General features: G+C 56.3%; 21 protein-coding genes. 18 read left to right on the top strand and 3 right to left on the bottom strand.

Annotated features, from left to right (window positions below):
* Positions 1-38: 38 nt before the first annotated feature.
* The 16 genes from INT12_RS21425 to xerC all read left to right on the top strand — a co-directional run bounded on the left by INT12_RS21425 (position 39) and on the right by xerC (position 9,793).
* Complete coding sequence (locus INT12_RS21425) at positions 39-704, top strand: XRE family transcriptional regulator (protein ID WP_193059004.1); 666 nt, start codon at positions 39-41, stop codon at positions 702-704.
* A gap of 543 nt (positions 705-1,247) precedes the next feature.
* Positions 1,248-1,808, top strand: a complete 561-nt coding sequence (locus INT12_RS21420) for a hypothetical protein (RefSeq protein ID WP_193040945.1) — start codon at positions 1,248-1,250, stop codon at positions 1,806-1,808.
* A gap of 9 nt (positions 1,809-1,817) precedes the next feature.
* Positions 1,818-2,108, top strand: coding sequence for a phage antirepressor KilAC domain-containing protein (locus tag INT12_RS21415; RefSeq protein ID WP_193040944.1), 291 nt, complete (start codon positions 1,818-1,820; stop codon positions 2,106-2,108).
* A gap of 165 nt (positions 2,109-2,273) precedes the next feature.
* On the top strand, positions 2,274-2,708 hold the full coding sequence (locus INT12_RS21410; RefSeq protein ID WP_193040943.1) for a hypothetical protein: 435 nt from the start codon (positions 2,274-2,276) through the stop codon (positions 2,706-2,708).
* Entirely contained in the window at positions 2,705-3,028 is a 324-nt protein-coding gene (locus INT12_RS21405) for a pyocin activator PrtN family protein (RefSeq protein ID WP_193040942.1), read from the top strand. The genes INT12_RS21410 and INT12_RS21405 overlap by 4 nt, the downstream gene beginning before the upstream one ends.
* 1 nt (position 3,029) lies before the next feature.
* Positions 3,030-3,227 (top strand): hypothetical protein, encoded by a 198-nt coding sequence (locus INT12_RS21400; RefSeq protein WP_193040941.1) that lies wholly within the window; start codon positions 3,030-3,032, stop codon positions 3,225-3,227.
* Positions 3,228-3,284: 57 nt separating this feature from the next.
* The gene (locus INT12_RS21395) at positions 3,285-3,683 is read left to right on the top strand and encodes a hypothetical protein (protein WP_193040940.1); all 399 of its coding nucleotides are present in this window, start codon (positions 3,285-3,287) and stop codon (positions 3,681-3,683) included.
* Positions 3,680-3,901 carry a hypothetical protein gene (locus INT12_RS21390; protein ID WP_193040939.1) on the top strand — a complete coding sequence of 74 codons (222 nt, stop codon included), beginning with the start codon at positions 3,680-3,682 and terminating at the stop codon, positions 3,899-3,901. The genes INT12_RS21395 and INT12_RS21390 overlap by 4 nt, the downstream gene beginning before the upstream one ends.
* Positions 3,898-4,440: a phosphohydrolase gene (locus tag INT12_RS21385; RefSeq protein ID WP_193040938.1), complete on the top strand. Its 543-nt coding sequence runs from the start codon at positions 3,898-3,900 to the stop codon at positions 4,438-4,440. The genes INT12_RS21390 and INT12_RS21385 overlap by 4 nt, the downstream gene beginning before the upstream one ends.
* Positions 4,437-4,721 (top strand): hypothetical protein, encoded by a 285-nt coding sequence (locus tag INT12_RS21380; RefSeq protein ID WP_193040937.1) that lies wholly within the window; start codon positions 4,437-4,439, stop codon positions 4,719-4,721. Before INT12_RS21385 ends, INT12_RS21380 begins: the two co-directional genes overlap by 4 nt.
* Complete coding sequence (locus INT12_RS21375) at positions 4,714-6,705, top strand: DNA cytosine methyltransferase (RefSeq protein ID WP_193040936.1); 1,992 nt, start codon at positions 4,714-4,716, stop codon at positions 6,703-6,705. The genes INT12_RS21380 and INT12_RS21375 overlap by 8 nt, the downstream gene beginning before the upstream one ends.
* A complete protein-coding gene (locus INT12_RS21370) occupies positions 6,702-6,953 on the top strand; it encodes a hypothetical protein (RefSeq protein WP_193059003.1) in 252 nt (83 codons plus the stop codon). Before INT12_RS21375 ends, INT12_RS21370 begins: the two co-directional genes overlap by 4 nt.
* A 16-nt stretch (positions 6,954-6,969) precedes the next feature.
* Positions 6,970-7,464: a Lar family restriction alleviation protein gene (locus INT12_RS21365; protein ID WP_193040935.1), complete on the top strand. Its 495-nt coding sequence runs from the start codon at positions 6,970-6,972 to the stop codon at positions 7,462-7,464.
* Between the two features lie 60 nt (positions 7,465-7,524).
* Positions 7,525-8,445: a phosphoadenosine phosphosulfate reductase family protein gene (locus INT12_RS21360; RefSeq protein WP_319017509.1), complete on the top strand. Its 921-nt coding sequence runs from the start codon at positions 7,525-7,527 to the stop codon at positions 8,443-8,445.
* Positions 8,442-8,648 carry a DUF4224 domain-containing protein gene (locus tag INT12_RS21355; protein ID WP_053130888.1) on the top strand — a complete coding sequence of 69 codons (207 nt, stop codon included), beginning with the start codon at positions 8,442-8,444 and terminating at the stop codon, positions 8,646-8,648. The genes INT12_RS21360 and INT12_RS21355 overlap by 4 nt, the downstream gene beginning before the upstream one ends.
* Complete coding sequence (gene xerC, locus INT12_RS21350; RefSeq protein WP_193059002.1) at positions 8,645-9,793, top strand: tyrosine recombinase XerC; 1,149 nt, start codon at positions 8,645-8,647, stop codon at positions 9,791-9,793. Before INT12_RS21355 ends, xerC begins: the two co-directional genes overlap by 4 nt.
* Here xerC and INT12_RS21345 read toward each other — a convergent pair whose 3' ends face one another.
* The 3 genes from INT12_RS21345 to INT12_RS21335 are packed head-to-tail and all read right to left on the bottom strand — an operon-like array spanning position 9,794 to position 11,831.
* Entirely contained in the window at positions 9,794-10,360 is a 567-nt protein-coding gene (locus INT12_RS21345) for a hypothetical protein (RefSeq protein ID WP_193040933.1), read from the bottom strand. It lies immediately after the preceding gene.
* A 5-nt stretch (positions 10,361-10,365) separates the two neighbouring features.
* Positions 10,366-11,004, bottom strand: a complete 639-nt coding sequence (locus INT12_RS21340) for a hypothetical protein (RefSeq protein ID WP_193040932.1) — start codon at positions 11,002-11,004, stop codon at positions 10,366-10,368.
* Positions 11,001-11,831, bottom strand: a complete 831-nt coding sequence (locus tag INT12_RS21335) for a TIGR04255 family protein (protein WP_193059001.1) — start codon at positions 11,829-11,831, stop codon at positions 11,001-11,003. Before INT12_RS21335 ends, INT12_RS21340 begins: the two co-directional genes overlap by 4 nt.
* 483 nt (positions 11,832-12,314) lie before the next feature.
* Here INT12_RS21335 and INT12_RS21330 point away from each other — a divergent pair, with 483 nt between their 5' ends.
* Complete coding sequence (locus INT12_RS21330) at positions 12,315-13,643, top strand: tyrosine-type recombinase/integrase (RefSeq protein ID WP_193059000.1); 1,329 nt, start codon at positions 12,315-12,317, stop codon at positions 13,641-13,643.
* A gap of 902 nt (positions 13,644-14,545) precedes the next feature.
* Positions 14,546-15,523 carry an integrase domain-containing protein gene (locus tag INT12_RS21325; RefSeq protein WP_169877120.1) on the top strand — a complete coding sequence of 326 codons (978 nt, stop codon included), beginning with the start codon at positions 14,546-14,548 and terminating at the stop codon, positions 15,521-15,523.
* Positions 15,524-15,695: the final 172 nt, after the last annotated feature.

The raw sequence follows: 15,695 nt of genomic DNA, 5'->3' as shown, positions 1-15,695 counted from the left end.
TTTTAAATTCTCTTAACGATTCGTGATATTTTTACTATATGGAAACTTTAGGTCAGCGCCTTGCGCGCTATAGAAACGAAGCTCAATACACCCAGAAAAGCTTAGCCGCCGCGTGCGACTGGCAAAATGGCCAGGGGCGAATCGCCAACTATGAAAAGGATAAACGTGAGCCCAGCCTCGCCGATTTACGCACGCTTTCAGAAGCTCTAAATAAGCCTTTGATGCACATCATCGAAGGTGAAGATGGCTCGGCTGTAGGTGTTTCTCCAAGGATCGATGAGTACGCATTGATCCCGCAGTACACCGCCCACGGGTCTGCAGGCAGCGGCCACTTAAACGACCACGTAGAAGTTAAAGGCGGCTTGGTCTTCAGGCGTGACTGGCTCCAACGTATGGCCTTAAAAGAGCGCAACCTCCATGTGATCTACGCAAAAGGTCACAGCATGGAGCCGACCATATGCGACGAGGACGTGGTTCTAATCGATGACGTCCAGGTAACGCCTAGAGACCGGCGCATCTTTGCGATGTTAAAGCCCGACGGAGAACTGATCATTAAGCGATTAGTGCAAAGTCTGACTGGTGGCTGGATCATACGCAGTGACAACGAGGATAAGAGGCAGTATCCCGACCAACCCGCGACCGACAGCGAGATAGGTCACTTGAGGATAATCGGACGCATCGTTTGGCATGGTGGCGCCTTGTAGCATTGGTAGCCATTCCCCAGCACCTTCAAAACAGTTAGGTATCACCTACCCACCCCCTTTCAGCCGCAGGAGGTGGGCAATTGTGTTCCTCTTGTGGCCCCTTCCAAAAATTCAGCAAACCATTTGATTATGTCTCCGGGTATCTCACCTGGAATGAAGCTCGCAAAACCCTTCACATACGGCAGCGCCCCACACATAGCTAAAAAACAATGGATTCAATAGGTTGCTCTCGAAAGCGCACCACCTTCAAACATCGAGCTGACCTCAAATGCAAAAAAAATATCTCAAAAATAACAAATCGTGTTGATTGATAAAATTCAATGTGTGATATTCGCTTCACTCTCCCACCACAGAGTGAGGCAACACCATGCACACCACAGCAACCGTACACGTGCACCCAGCGTGCGCGAGCAACCCAAAACTGATTGAGCGGCTGCAAGCCAGCACCGGCTGCATAGTCATCCTTCACAACAAAAAACCCAAGCTCGCCGCAAAAAGCCAGCAGCCTGCCCCCTTCGATCCTGACGATGGAGGACGTGCAGCATGAGCAGACTATCTCTCAACGCCGCCTACATTCGACTCCAGGCTCAGGTAAACCTTAGCGGCACGTTCAATCACACCCTGCATTCGTGTGATGGCTGCCAATCCGTAGCGGCTCAGGTCGAGATCGAACAGTGCACCGCCGGCATCACGGTGATGGTGCGCATCTGCGGGACGCTCAATACGTCAGTCACCCTCGATAAGCACCGCAAAAACAACGCCACACGCGTTGCGAGCTTTATCGAAGGTATCGCCAACGGCCGCAGCCCTACCGGAGTACCCGACGTAGATGAACATGAAGCTGTCAGCGATATAGAGGCCACCCTACGTCTGGCTATCCGACGTGGGCGCGGCATTTACCATCTGATCGCTGACGAACTGGAGCCCTCGCTCCAGATCCAGCGCAACCCACGCGGCGGCTATATCGCCAAGCTCGAAATCGACGACGACGCCGGCTGCCTACTCACCCTGCCCGCCGACAACCAGCGCGCCTACGCAATGTTGGCTGAAAACCTCAATCAATTCCTGCAGGGCTACCGCAATAGCCTCGCAGCCGCCGCATGAGGTGCCGCCGTGAGCTTATCCCTCAAACGCGTAGCCGAACGCCTAGGTTTGGGTCACCGCGAGCTGATGAAACGCATGCGCGACAAAGGCTTGCTGGATCAACACAACCTGCCAACCAACCCTGCCACTACCAAAGACTTTTTGGTCACCCGTGAGAGTCGCTGGTTTCACGAGAAGTATGGCATGCAATACAAGCGCACCACGCGCGTGACGGACATTGGCATTTCCTGGCTGGCCAGGCAGATCGGTATTGAGCGCCCAGCCCCACCCGCCGTGCCTGACCCGCGAGAAGTCGCGTAATGAGACAGCCAGAAGCATGGCCGCGCGAGTATGCCCGCCAGATCGTTGCCATGCGCACACGCGAGGAGCGCAATGCAGCGCTCCTCGAAGTACCGGAACACCTGCGCGATCTGACGAAAAAACACTGCCTTATTGCCTGGAATCATCCTAAGAGGAAGAGAAGCCATGGACCACAAACTGATTGATCAAGCGCTGAACCAGTTGCTTTCTACAAAGGCCGTCGAGCGAACCGCTGAGCAGATCCAAGGTTTCGCTCACCTGGTATGCAGTGCGGCCGGGGTAACGGCTGATGCGCCCCCATCAACGCTGTCCAGCCTGCCAGAACTGCATGCAGCTGTACTGCTACTCGCAAACCAGTTGGACGTTGTGTCCCTGAATCCAAATAGCACCGTTACCACGGAGTTCCGCCTGTCTAATCGCGCAGTCCCAAAAATTGCAGTCTACATCCACAACCCTCATGGGTTTGACAGCGGCAAGACCATTCTTTCGGGGTACGGCAATTCCCCAGAGGAAGTGCTGCGCGCTCTCCGAGACAACGCCTATGACCTTTGCAAGCTGGGGGCCGACGCCTATGACCTCTCCAGCCTGGAGGCCAAATGACCGCCAACGTCGGCCAGCAACCAATCCGGCTGCTGCCCGCACCAGATCCGTCCACCATCGAGATGCTGCACCACATCTTCGGCGATGTGCTTATTCCCATGGAAAAGGTACACGCGCACTACTTCAAAAACATCAACGAGAAGACGTTTACCGAGGCAATCAACAGCGGACGTATTCAGTTGCCGGTGACCACCTTGGATCTCAGCGGTAAAGCTCTGCGTTATGCACACATCAGGCATGTCGCGGCGCTGATCGATATTCGTGCTTACCAGGCGGACCAGGCCATGCCGAGACCTCATAGCGATTCGGAGGAAAACTGACATGTCACTTCAAGACTATTGCCGGCAGTGCCGGGCACAGTTATCGGCGGACAGAACACCCGACCGACTTTGCGGGCACTGCAACTATCTCGCCGCCGACTACCGCCTATACGACGATCTGCGCGAGGAAGGCTACATGCCGTACCAAGCCAAGCTGATGTGTGGCCTGGCCGATCCACCAGATCCTGATCACGAATAAACCCGTTTCAATACTGCTGCCACCACCAGCTTAAGTGACACCACAGGAGCACACCACATGACATTTTTTGAAGTTTTCGCACTGGTCACCTTCGTAATCGCACTCGCCATTTTGTATTGGGTCGGGTATCGGGGCGGCTTGAAGGATGGCTGGGCTGACGGTTATGACGATGGCCACACGAATGGCTACATCGAGGGCATTGAGGAGGGCGAGTCGTCGAGTGCTACCGCTCTTGAAAAGGCCACGCGCCGATGCGAACGCCTGGAACTGATTTTGATCAGGGAACCCCAGGACCGTCAGATTCTGACGGCCATCGCGGGAAAACTCAAACTCGCCGCCGATACATTCCGCGCATTGCAATCCGAAAGCCACGCCACCCAAGCACTCGTTTTGCGTGACCACGCATTGAGCATGGCCGACGAGCTGGATTCTTTTCACCAGGAGGATCCGGCATGAGCCGCCCAATCCCAATGCTGCGTCTGACGCCCCAGGCCGCTGGAACACTGCAACAGCAGTACACCAAGGCTATGAAGGAACTGAGCGTAATGACTCGCCATAACAAAGAGTTCGACCGGCAGTTGAAAGCGCTGATCGGTTACGACGCACTCCGCGAATTGCATAAGGCAGCTGACAACGCCCTGTTGCTGGCCGATCTCGTGAAGGAGGCCGCATGAACTGGATCCTCACCCACACCGGCAAACGTTTTGATCTGTTCGAGCCTGACGCCGATATGATCGATCCCCGGGACATCTCCCACTCACTGGCACACCTCTGCCGCTTCAACGGGCACACCCGCGAATTCTACAGCGTGGCGCAACACAGCTGCATTGTCGCCGAGCTGGTGCCGGAAGAACACAAGCTCGCCGCCTTGCTCCACGACGCGCCAGAGGCGTACCTGGGCGACATGACCAAGCCACTTAAGCAGTGGATACATGCATACCAGGACTTTGAAGACTGGGTATGGCAACGCGTGTGCCAGCGCTTCGACATTGCTGCAGAACTTCCTGCATGCGTTCACCTGGCCGACTTGATTGCGCTGGCCACCGAACGCCGCGACCTCATGCCAACCGATCCGGCTATCTGGGATTGTTTGGTCGGCATACAACCTATGGCCGAAATCATCCGTCCATGGCCTGCCGCAGAAGCCCGACTCACCTACCACCAGCGCCTGATGGACCAACTCGCTGTCGAACATCGGAGGAAAGCGGCATGAAGAACCAACAGGAAAACACCAGCGCCCTGCCCGCTTTGCTCCGCAACACCAGTGGTGTCGACACGTCAGAAACAAACAGTCTCTGCTGCGCAGCAGCAGGCATTCTTGCTCCTTCCAGCGCCACTGCCGAGGCACGTATACCCCACGAAAAGCTGCGCGGGGCAGCGGTCAGTGATGCAACGCTTACCGCTTCGGGACGCCCGCCCGCGCAGCCTGTCGTGGGGCATATGCATGTTTCGGGGAATTGCTGCTTTGCCGCGCGGGAGACCTCCCATGCTTAAGCGCACCCTCACCCACTTCCATCTTTGCTGCGGCCTCGGCAGCGGCGCTGCTGGTTTCAGCGACTCCAAACCGGTCCTGGGACCTGTGCAAGCTGAATGGCGCTGCCTCGGCGGCGTCGACGTCGACCCCGCCGGGTTACGCGATTTCCAAATGATGACCGGCGTACCTGGCACGCTGATGGACCTGTTCACACGCGAGCAATTCACGGCGTACCACGGCCAGCAGCCTCCCGCCGGCTGGAAGGAAGCCACCGCCGAGGATCTGCGCCGCGCTGCCGGAAACGAAGATCCGGATGCAGTGTTCATCAGCAGTCCCTGCAAGGGTGCCTCGGGCCTTTTGTCCGAGACCATGAGCCAGACGCCCAAATACCGGGCGCTCAATGAGCTGACGTTGCGTTGCGTATGGCTGATGTGCGAAGCCTGGAAGCACAACCCGGTGTCGCTGATCGTGTTCGAAAACGTACCGCGCTTGGCCACTCGTGGCCGGTACTTGCTGGATCAGATCACCAAGCTACTAAGGCACTACGGCTACGCGGTGGCTGAAACCACCCACGACTGTGGCGAAATTGGCGGATTGGCTCAGAGCCGTAAGCGCTTCTTGCTGGTGGCCAGGCACGTCGAGAAGGTGCCGGCGTTCCTGTACGAACCAGAGAAACGCAGCCTGCGTGCCGTCGGTGACGTGCTGAGCCGCATGCCCCTGGCAGGCGATATCGATCAGGCTGGGCCGATGCACCGCGTGCCGGCGCTGCAGTGGAAAACATGGGTACGCCTGGCCTTGGTCGAGGCAGGGAAGGATTGGCGCAGCCTGAGTCGCTTTGCGATCGAGGACGGGCACCTGCGCGACTTCGTGATCGTGCCTGACTACCACAACGGCGTACTCGGGGTTGTCGATTGGGACGATACAGCCGGGGTGGTTGCAGGTGCGAGCCGCCCAATGAACGGCAAGTTTTCCGTGGCAGATCCGCGACCCACCAATAAATTCGAGTATACCCAATTCGGCGTGCTGCCCTATGACCGCCACTGCGGTGTCGTAACCGGTCAGCGCAGCCCGGGGCAAGGGACGCTCAGCGTTGCTGACCCGCGCATGACCGGCGAGCGCCACAATAATGTGTTCCGCGTGGTAGGCAATGACCAAACCGCCGGCACGGTCACTGCAGGACACGGGCCGAGCTCTGGCGGGCAGGCCGTGGCCGACCCTCGGCAACCGTCCAAGGGTTTCGGCAAGTACCTGGTCACCGACTACAGCAAGCCGGCCGGCACCGTCATCGCCGGCAGTACCACCGGGCAAGGCGCTTTCGCCGTGGCAGATCCCGCTTACAAACAATGGCACCCGAATGCCAGCACGCAAAAGCTGCGGATCACGCCCTGGTGCGAGAGCGCCAAGACCGTGACTGGCTCGCAACAGGTCGCCAGCGGCGCGTTATCGATCGCAGATCCTCGCCCAGGAATGTCGCGCAACAAGGGCGATGCTTACCTGACTGGCGGGCATTACGGCGTGGTCGAATACAGCGCACCGGCCGGCGCCGTATCCGCCAGTGCTTGCCACGATAACGGCCGCTGGTCAGTTGCCGATCAGCGCATGCCGGCGCACAACGATCGGCTGACCTGCATGATCACCAGCCTCGACGGGACCTGGCACCGGCCGTTCACCACGCTGGAGTTGGCCGCACTGCAATCACTGTTTGACCCAGAAGATCACTGGTCAGCAGATCCACAGACCGCCCATGAGATCGAGCGAATGCAGCGCGTTCGGAAGATTGAACAGGCGGGAGTCTTCCGGCTGGACGGTATCAACGACGGCCAGCATCGGGAGCGGATTGGCAACGCAGTACCGCGCGCGGCGGCACGGGCAATGGCGGACGTGTTCGGCATGACGCTGCTGCTTTCCGAGGAGGGAGAGACGTTCATGCTCAGCAACATTTCGGTTTGGGTGCAGCCGGTGGCGATTGCGCTGAGTGTGGCCCAGCAGGAGGTTGGAATATGACCGTTTTCCTACTGCTGTACCTGTGCGTGGACGCAACCCGTACAGACTGCCAGGTGGTGAAGGCTGATAGCTGGAAGGGACCTCACGCCTACGAGCAATGCATCGACGTGGTGCCAGGTCTGACCAAGGCGCTGACTGCGCCCAACCGGAAACGACACAGATTCGTGTGTGAGATCCAATCCGACGGAGCACAACCCGCAGAGCAGAAGCTCCTGCCGTCGCGCGCTCATCAATCGTTTCGGATGTAATAGGAGAGGTGCATCAATGAATACTCAGAAAATCGCTCCATTATTGCGCTGCCCCTTTTGCGGAAGTAGTGCTCAATTCGCAAACGATGGTGACGGCGGCCATTGGATTGAATGCAAGCACGAACGATGCAGAGCCTCCACCAACATCCGCTACAGCATGAAGGAGGACTGCAAACCTTTGCTGGCCGAACAGTGGAACAATCGCGTCCGCAAAAAAAATATTATCAGGCCAACGACCCGCGATTTGTACTTTCTAATCATAATGTTGGTAGACCTGAGAAGCGCCACTACAAGAGAGGAGATTGCTCGGTGTGGAGCGTTGATCGGGGGCTTTTTAGCAGCATGTAGCGACTTTAAAGTTATTCAAAAAATGGAAGTGGATAGGCTAATCCAACTCAAGCGTAACGCTACAAAATATCGCGAAAAAGAGTTGGCCGCGTTTGAAAGTACTATCGTCCCGCACGCACCTCCACCCTGGCAAGTTGCCGTTGCTTCGGGAGTGCACCAATGACTACGCAAAACATCGTCAGCGTGAGCGGCGGCAAAGACAGCACGGCGACGCTACTGGTCCATTGCCTTAGAGGCACCCAATCTGCAGGCCGTCTTCGCGGACACCGGCAACGAGCACCAACAGACCCACGAGTACCTGGATTACCTGGAACAAGCTACACGCACGAACATAACCCGCGTGCGTGCTGATTTCACCCAGCGTATCGAAGGCAAGCGCCGATTCATCGAATCGAAATGGCGGGCGCAAGGCATAGCAGAGGAGGTAGTGCTGGCAGCGTTGGACGTGCTGCACCCAACCGGTAACCCGTTCCTAGACCTGTGCATCTGGAAAGGCCGGTTCCCTAGCCGCAAAGCCCAGTTCTGCACCATGGAGCTGAAACGCGACCCTATGTTTGAACAAGTAGTCATGCCTTTGATGGGTGCCGGCGACATGATTCTGAGCTGGCAGGGTGTGCGCGCAGAGGAATCGCTTAACAGGCGATATTTGCCCGAGTGCGACGAAGTTGGTGACGGCCTATTTAACTACCGGCCGATCTTAAAGTGGGATATTCCAGCCGTGTTCGAAGCTCACCGCTACATGGGTATCAAACCAAATCCGCTTTATTCCCAGGGCATGGGGCGCGTCGGCTGCATGCCCTGCATCAACTGCCGCAAGGATGAGTTACGCGAAATTGCCCTTCGATTCCCTGAAGCGATTGACCGTATCGATCGCTGGGAGCGAACCGTCCAGCAGGCCAGCAAGCGCGGTGCTGCCACGTTCTTTGCCGGATCAAATGCCAAGCATCCGAAAGGCTCTATCGCGGACATGACTGCCATTGAAGTCATGGAGATCGCAAGCATTCGCCAGGCAGTTGAATGGTCCAAGACAGCCCGAGGCGGCATCCAATACGACCTACTGATTGCTACTGACGCCTCCGCCTGCTCCAGCGCCTACGGGCTGTGCGAGTCGGCCTGGGAGCCAATAACCGTGGAGGCAGCATGAGCGCAGCCCGTGTACTAGAGTTTGAAGACTTACAACGCGTAACCGGATATAGCCGTCGGGCTGACGTTGAAAAAGCGTTGCGCTCCCAAGGCATTCGAATTTTCAGTGGGCGAAGGGGGCCATGGACCACGGTGGATTTGATCAACCAGGCGGGCGGGCTAAAACCCGTGGATACCGACAGCTACAGTGCGGACATCGTATGAAACGTGGTCGAAAGCGCCAACACAATCCAAACATCCCTGGGCACATTGACCAGACGGCTTTGCCGCGTTCGGTGTATTTCGACCATAGGGGCGCTGGGTGCTGGTACATCCTGTATTTCAATGAGGCCGGGCGGCGACAGCGGCAGAACCTTTGCGCGGGCAACGTGACGCTTTCAGAGCTTCACCGCCTCATTGAGGAGCGCAACGGCGTAGACCGCGACAGCCTGCAATACCTCTGTGATGAGTTCCACAAGAGCGACCAGTACAAGGTCCTCAGCGATAAAACCCACGACGACTATGTCTACTCCCGCGACGTGCTTCTAGCGTTTCCGACGAAGCTTGGCAAACCGCTGGGCGAACTGGCGGTGCTCAAATTTACGCCGGCGCTGGTCCAGCGCATCATCGACAAGATAGCCCAGGATGGCACCCCCTCCAAAGCCGCCCACTCACTGCGCTACCTGCGCCGCGTGATGCAGTGGGGCCGTAACCGTGGTTTTGTGAAGGACAACCCGGCCAAGGGCATTGAGTCGCCGAAAGAACGCAAGCAGCGCAGGCTGCCAGACTCCAGCGTGATGGTGAACCTAATTAAGTTTGCGCAACAACAGGGCCAGTTGAAGCGCGGCGAGAAAGGCGCGTGTTCACCTTACCTATGGTATGTGATGGAAATTGGGTACCTGTGCCGGCTACGCGGGATCGAGACGATAACGCTCACTGACGAGAACGAACTTGCCGAAGGCGTGCTCACTAACCGCCGCAAGGGCAGCCGGGACAATATTGTCCGTTGGACGCCTCGACTGCGTGCGGCCTGGGATGCGGCTAAGGCTGTGAGGACCAGCACTTGGGAGAGAATGAAGAAGCCAGTACCGTTCCGGCCTGGACAGCGCTTTCTGATTGTTTCAGCTAGCGGTGGACCGCTGTCGAAATCTGGCCTTGATACCGCATTTCAGCGGCTGATCAGCCAGGCAATCGAAAAAAAGGTACTTACAGAAGAACAACGGTTCGGAATGCACGACTTTAAGCGCAAAGGCATTACAGACACTGTTGGCACTAGGGCAGACAAGCAGCAGGCATCAGGGCACAAAGATGAATCTATGATGGATGTATACGACCTGAGTTTGCCCTTAGTCAATCCGTCTTCAGATTGACTACTGAGCCTCATCGGCTTTAGTCCAGTCTAACGGCGGGGACTCGCCGGTAACTGCTCCCGCACTATCGATGGCGTATACATGCACAGCTTTGGCAAGCATCCGGCTATAGCCAAGCGTGATTTTCTTCTCTTTTCCCTTAGTATGCTCACTGTCGGCGTATGCCACGATTTCAGCATGGTGAGGATTACCTGGACGATCTCCCTTCGCTTGGGTTTTCTCTTCCCACACCAGCAGGTGTATGGGGTCTCCAGGCTTAAGGACCGGCTGCTTTTCAAGGCCAACCTGCTTTAACAACGAAACCTTTATCTCACCAACTCCTGCCACGTCGCGCTCCGGTCTTCCCGGAGTTTCAAGCGTAGCCTTGACCAAGCTTATTGAAGGCGCAATACCTAATAAATCAATTCGTGTCACTGACACGTTGGCGCCTTGAAAAAGGGACGGAGCTCCTCGTTTTGTCTCTGCGTCCCATTTTTCTTCTACTATCGCTCGAATGACCGTTTCATTGTCACTCAGCAACACTTCCCGTGCCGGATATTTCTCATCCGGTTGCGCGTCTAGACTCATAGAGGTCAGAGCTCGGCGACGATGCTATATATTCTCGCATCATCGACAGCAAAAATTTCATCGTGCTCATCCGTGGCCAACTCGATCTGCTGCTCTCCAAAAGCCATGTCTAGCGTTGAACCGTTATCAAGCTGCCAACTAGCTACGATTTCCCCGTCTGAGCCCAAAAACAGGCTTGGCTTGTTGTTAAGGGGCACGCCTCTCTCAATGAATGCCGAGAAGTTTGCGAGAGCAGCAACGCTCATTGCTCGAGAACCCTCCCCATCCCAATCATCTTCCGAGCGGACGAGACGAGATAGTCGAGTAATGCAGCGCTCGTCGAGCTTTTGGCTAAGCCATGCAATCCACGCTGCCTTGGCAGCCATCTCCGTGGTTAACACGCCTTCTAGATTGGGCTGCGCATGTACCATTTTGATACGCTCTGAGAAAGCATAATCTGTAAGCACTGTGATGCTAGGGAGCACCTGACTTTGCAGCGGCCAACCAGCCTTCACTAGTTCCCAAGCATGACCCAACGCATCATAGCTTTTTTGGACCACTCCGCGGTCGGAACTAATAATGTTCGGCAGCGAGGATGTGCGGCTATAACCTGTCTGGCCCGCGGTAAATCTAGCAGAGTTTATGTTCGTGCTGTAAACACTCATTTCGCACCTCCAATGGGGCTCATCTTTACTGCTATCCGCTCTGTGATCCCGACAAAAACTTTATGAATCACATTGCGAGCGCTAGAAAAACTTTCCATGATTTCCTGAACGTTTGCACCAACCAGCCCTTCAATCACGACAACATTCTCCAAAATGTAGCCTTTATTACCTTCAATTTCACCCTCTGCCATCTGAAGCTGCAAGCTGCCAAATGCGAGCGGAACGGTAATTTGCATAACCGGCAAAGCAACACTGCCCGTATTGGATACTTCGCGAAGAATTTCCGGGACTTCAATTTTGAACCCAAACACGTCCGTAAGGAACTGAAGATGGCTCGCATCACCAGTTAGGTCCTTTTTGAAGGCATCGATATATCGAAGTATGAGCGAATAGCCTTCCACTTTAGTTTGCTGGGATTCGAGCAGAATTCTGACCCCCTGCTCTACAACTGGCGCGAAGTCATCCCAAGACTTGTAGGGCTTAACAGCGTTCACAGTAAAGATACCGGTGCCAATCTGAAACAAGGTAGATGGCAAATGCTCGCGCCCTGAGTCAACCGCCCCACGAGCGCTATACCTGTACCTGACGATTGGCGCCTCAGCCGGGGCTGGAAAACCCTCGGGGATGAGACGCTCAGAAGCGCCATAGCCAATCGCGGACATAGCGCTGTTAACAGTAGGGAGTTGCTTCTCGAAAGAATCGTTGCTTCCAGGAAAGGAAAAACCAGCAGGAAAACCTGGTGGCATGGCCATCAGCGATGCAGGATTTTTCCAACGGAGCTCAGCTACGAGCTCAACGAGGGGCGGGTTGTCGAATCTTTCATTCATGAGGGATTGACTCATCCTGATTTGGCGTGAAGGTCGCCATTTGATCCAGGGTTCATGCCCTAGGTGCCGAGCAAAACTTCTTGCTTCAGTACCATCCACAAAGCACTCCGTTAGCTTTGTGGATGGTACTAGAACAATATCACCGGGGGGGCCTATCTGGCTACATGCCCACGTACAATAAGGTAGACAGGCCTAGATTAATGCAGCTCGCAGCCTACCCTTCACGTACATAAAAACTACGTAACTCTATGATTTACTTCATCAGCACAGCTGACTTGTAATCAGTAGGTCCCGGGTTCGACTCCTGGTGCCGGCACCACATTAGGCTCCATTGCATTCTACTGAATGCTCTGGAAGCCCCGAAAACCCGCCCTTTGGCGGGTTTTTTCGTTCCAGGACCCTCTGTCGGGATCCAACAAAATCCCCCTTCCCCGAGGGTATGTTAGGGGTACTGCGATTTTCCGGTCAGGAGCGCGTACCCCTATGCCACGTCTAGCGATCCCCCTCAGCGACCTGCAATGCCGCACGGCCAAAACCCGCGAACGCGCCTACAAACTGTTCGACGGCGGCGGCATGTACCTTTTCGTCAAACCCAATGGCGTGAAGACCTGGCGCTTGAAGTACACCAAGCCCAGCGGCAAGGAAGGTACGCTCATCATCGGCAATTACCCCATCGTTACCCTTTCCGTCGCACGACGTAAGCGAGACGAAGCCAAGGCGTTGCTGCTCGACAACCTCGACCCAATGGAAGAAAAGAAGAAGGCCAAGATCGTAGCCCAGCGAGCGGCACTGCTTTTCGAAACCGTTGCTCTGGAGTGGCACGCCGACATGTCCCGTCGCTGGACCGAAGGACACGCAAAAACCGTGATGAGCCGACTGCGTACCCACGTCTTCCCGCTGATCGGCCAACGACCCATCGCTGAACTCGATACCCATGACCTGCTAGAGATCACCCAGCGCATCAAGGAACGCGGCACCATGGATGTGGCGTTACGGGTACAGAACTACTTATCCACCATCATGCGCGGGGCCAAAAGGGCTCGGCAGATCACCATGAATCCTGCACTGGATCTGGCAGGCTCGATTCACGCGCCGCGCACAGTCCATCGCCCGGCCCTCTCCCTCAACCGCCTACCCGAACTGCTACACCGAATCGACAACTACAACGGCCGCGAGCTGACGCGCCTTGCCGTACTGCTGACTCTGCATGTATTCGTCCGCTCCAGCGAACTGCGCTTCGCTCGATGGAGTGAGTTCGACCTTCAACGCGCAATGTGGGAAATCCCCGATACGCGCGCACCGATTGAAGGGGTACGCAACTCCACGCGCGGGACCAAGATGAACGGCGACATTCAAATGGTTCCGTTATCGCCGCAGGTCATCGAAATACTGGAGCGCCTGCGCAGCCTCAGTCGCTTTTCAGAGTTAGTGCTACCGGGCGACCACAAGTACTGGAAGCCCATATCCGAGAACACGGTGAACACCATGCTCCGCAACGTCGGCTATGACACCAGCAAGGACGTGTGCGGCCACGGCTTCAGGACCATGGCCTGTAGCGCCCTGCTTGAGTCCGGGTTATGGACCGACGCAGCCATCGAAAGACAAATGAGCCACAAGGAACGCAACCGTGTGCGCGCCGCGTATATCCACAAAGCTGAATTTCTGGAGCAGCGCCGGCTGATCATGGCGTGGTGGAGCAACTACATCGACGCCAACCGCCATGGGCATGTGACGCCCCACGAATTCGCTCACCCGGTCGGTGACAACATTACCGCCCTACAAAATAGCCGTGGCGCATCCAAACGTGGGTAAGCCAATGAGATCACCGCAGTCCGCCCTTCCACGCGGGTCCATCCAAGCGGGGCTGCAAAGCCGCCCTGCTTGGATGGACCTCATTTAAAAAATCTAAAGCCCACGCAACTGTCTGTGGAAAACCACTGATTTCCACCGGTGGATAATTTCATCCACAGCTGCAGAGTTCCCGAAAATTCGAGCCTTGACCCAAATTATCCACAGGCGTAGAAAAGATCGGGCAAGTGCTGTCGTTGACAGCAACCCAGGTAGCCAGAACCTTTAAGGCTACGCCACACCGTGGTGGTTCTCCCAAAGTGCGATTAGCGTCCGGCGGCTCGCACGCTCACAGCGATGTGATGGATGCCTACTTTTACCAGTGTGCCCACTGCGGCAACTTCCCCCTTTCATAGCTGCCTTGCAGCAACCTATCTGCTTGGCCATTTCCTTGCGCCAACCTGCGCCCGTCTCTTTCTCCCGGAAAGAGACGGGCGCTCCTACCGCTGCTGCAGCCCAACTCGTACAAGGCTTTGTGGCATTCCCCCTCGTGACAATCGGCGTGACAAACACCGAAGTCACCAGCAACAGCGATGCAGATAATGGTGCCGCAGCCCAAGGAATGGACTGTACCTGACTGACAGTCAGGCATGCCCCGGTCATCGCATCACTGCCTTCACCCGACTCAGGATCTCGCGGCGCCGGTCTCGTCAGCCAGTGCAGTCTCCACCCGCCACGTCTTCGGAAGTGTTCAGGAGGCCAGATCATGAGATGCCCAAGCTCCCGGCCGTAAGGAGCCGTCAGTCCCGCGTTAGTGGACAACCCTCACAGGTCGCAGGGGCCTTGATCCCTGATAACACTCAACATTCTTGGCGGGATGACGTGGGGAAGGTTTTAAAAGTTTTGGCTTCGAGAGGAGTTCGATCATGGCATTGGTCGGTAGACGGGATGGGCGCAATTTTGGCTATGGACGGCAACTGAGTTATGCGGGGCCGCAAGCGCTGAAAGATCTGTTTGGCGGTGGGCATTACGGGACGGTCAAAGCGCACAGTGATCGCTGGCAGGCGTTTGTTCGGTGGTGTCGGTCGGAGGATGGACCAGGATTTAACGATGCGCAGCAGATTGATCGGCAGACCTTACTGGATTACGCAGGACACTTACGCCAGCAGGTTGCACAAGGAGCTATCGGCATCGCGACCGCGCAAAACCGATTGTCCAGCGTGAACCGAACCATGGCCGCGCTTCGCGGTGATCAGTCCGTGAAAGTACCGAGCCCAAGCAAGGCGTTGGGAATGCAGCGGGCCAGTGTTCGTCGCTCAGTGCCGCAAGGCCAAGACCGCGAACAGGTGAAACGGATCGTCGACGCGCTCTGCGAACAGAATCCCCGTGCCGCAGCCGTTATGCAGTTGGCACGCGCCACTGGCATGCGATTGCGCGAGGCGATTCTGGCCGACCTACCACGCCTCAAGCGCGAAGCCAAACATTACGGCAAGATCAATATCCAGGATGGAACCAAGGGTGGACGCTCGGGGGCATCTGCGCCTCGCTGGATTCAGGTAAATGTTCAAATCCACGAAGCACTCAGCTATGCCGAGCAGGTCTCTCCCAACGATAGTTGCAACCTGCTGGCACCGAACGAAAGCTACTTCGACTTCCAACGGAGAGTCGTGCGACCCGTCCGAGACTTCCTACATACGAACAACCTCAAAGGCTTCCACGAACTGCGCGCGGCTTACGCATGCGAACGCTATGAGCAGATCACCTGTCACCTAGCGCCTATCAACGGCGGCAGATGCAGCCACCTAGATCTGCAACTCGATCGAGAGGCACGCTCACAAATCAGTTATGAACTGGGGCATGGTCGAATCGACGTGGTATCGGCCTACATTGGTGGTCGACAATGATCAGACCATTCGATATGGAGCTGTTCCTGGTGGGGGTCCTGACAGGGTCGCATGCCACACGCCAGCGCCATCTACGCCAAGCAAAGACCATTCAAGCCGCGATCTCTGATCGCTGGTACCGAGATAATCCATGGACGTGGCAGCACAAGCATCTCACCTGGTTTCTAAATCA

Source organism: Pseudomonas sp. K8, assembly GCF_014889455.1.
GTDB classification, from domain to species: Bacteria; Pseudomonadota; Gammaproteobacteria; order Pseudomonadales; family Pseudomonadaceae; genus Aquipseudomonas; species Aquipseudomonas veronii.
Note: the sequence above shows the minus strand (reverse complement) of the source record. Positions and strands in the feature narration are given on the sequence as shown.

What these genes read in the sequence shown, in the direction of transcription:
- INT12_RS21425 (WP_193059004.1), top strand. Translation starts at nt 39, where the DNA reads ATGGAAACTTTAGGTCAGCGCCTTGCGCGCTATAGAAACGAAGCTCAA.
- INT12_RS21420 (WP_193040945.1), top strand. Translation starts at nt 1,248, where the DNA reads ATGAGCAGACTATCTCTCAACGCCGCCTACATTCGACTCCAGGCTCAG.
- INT12_RS21410 (WP_193040943.1), top strand. Translation starts at nt 2,274, where the DNA reads ATGGACCACAAACTGATTGATCAAGCGCTGAACCAGTTGCTTTCTACA.
- INT12_RS21405 (WP_193040942.1), top strand. Translation starts at nt 2,705, where the DNA reads ATGACCGCCAACGTCGGCCAGCAACCAATCCGGCTGCTGCCCGCACCA.
- INT12_RS21400 (WP_193040941.1), top strand. Translation starts at nt 3,030, where the DNA reads ATGTCACTTCAAGACTATTGCCGGCAGTGCCGGGCACAGTTATCGGCG.
- INT12_RS21395 (WP_193040940.1), top strand. Translation starts at nt 3,285, where the DNA reads ATGACATTTTTTGAAGTTTTCGCACTGGTCACCTTCGTAATCGCACTC.
- INT12_RS21390 (WP_193040939.1), top strand. Translation starts at nt 3,680, where the DNA reads ATGAGCCGCCCAATCCCAATGCTGCGTCTGACGCCCCAGGCCGCTGGA.
- INT12_RS21385 (WP_193040938.1), top strand. Translation starts at nt 3,898, where the DNA reads ATGAACTGGATCCTCACCCACACCGGCAAACGTTTTGATCTGTTCGAG.
- INT12_RS21380 (WP_193040937.1), top strand. Translation starts at nt 4,437, where the DNA reads ATGAAGAACCAACAGGAAAACACCAGCGCCCTGCCCGCTTTGCTCCGC.
- INT12_RS21375 (WP_193040936.1), top strand. Translation starts at nt 4,714, where the DNA reads ATGCTTAAGCGCACCCTCACCCACTTCCATCTTTGCTGCGGCCTCGGC.
- INT12_RS21370 (WP_193059003.1), top strand. Translation starts at nt 6,702, where the DNA reads ATGACCGTTTTCCTACTGCTGTACCTGTGCGTGGACGCAACCCGTACA.
- INT12_RS21365 (WP_193040935.1), top strand. Translation starts at nt 6,970, where the DNA reads ATGAATACTCAGAAAATCGCTCCATTATTGCGCTGCCCCTTTTGCGGA.
- INT12_RS21355 (WP_053130888.1), top strand. Translation starts at nt 8,442, where the DNA reads ATGAGCGCAGCCCGTGTACTAGAGTTTGAAGACTTACAACGCGTAACC.
- xerC (WP_193059002.1), top strand. Translation starts at nt 8,645, where the DNA reads ATGAAACGTGGTCGAAAGCGCCAACACAATCCAAACATCCCTGGGCAC.
- INT12_RS21345 (WP_193040933.1), bottom strand. Translation starts at nt 10,360, where the DNA reads ATGAGTCTAGACGCGCAACCGGATGAGAAATATCCGGCACGGGAAGTG.
- INT12_RS21340 (WP_193040932.1), bottom strand. Translation starts at nt 11,004, where the DNA reads ATGAGTGTTTACAGCACGAACATAAACTCTGCTAGATTTACCGCGGGC.
- INT12_RS21335 (WP_193059001.1), bottom strand. Translation starts at nt 11,831, where the DNA reads ATGAATGAAAGATTCGACAACCCGCCCCTCGTTGAGCTCGTAGCTGAG.
- INT12_RS21330 (WP_193059000.1), top strand. Translation starts at nt 12,315, where the DNA reads ATGCCACGTCTAGCGATCCCCCTCAGCGACCTGCAATGCCGCACGGCC.
- INT12_RS21325 (WP_169877120.1), top strand. Translation starts at nt 14,546, where the DNA reads ATGGCATTGGTCGGTAGACGGGATGGGCGCAATTTTGGCTATGGACGG.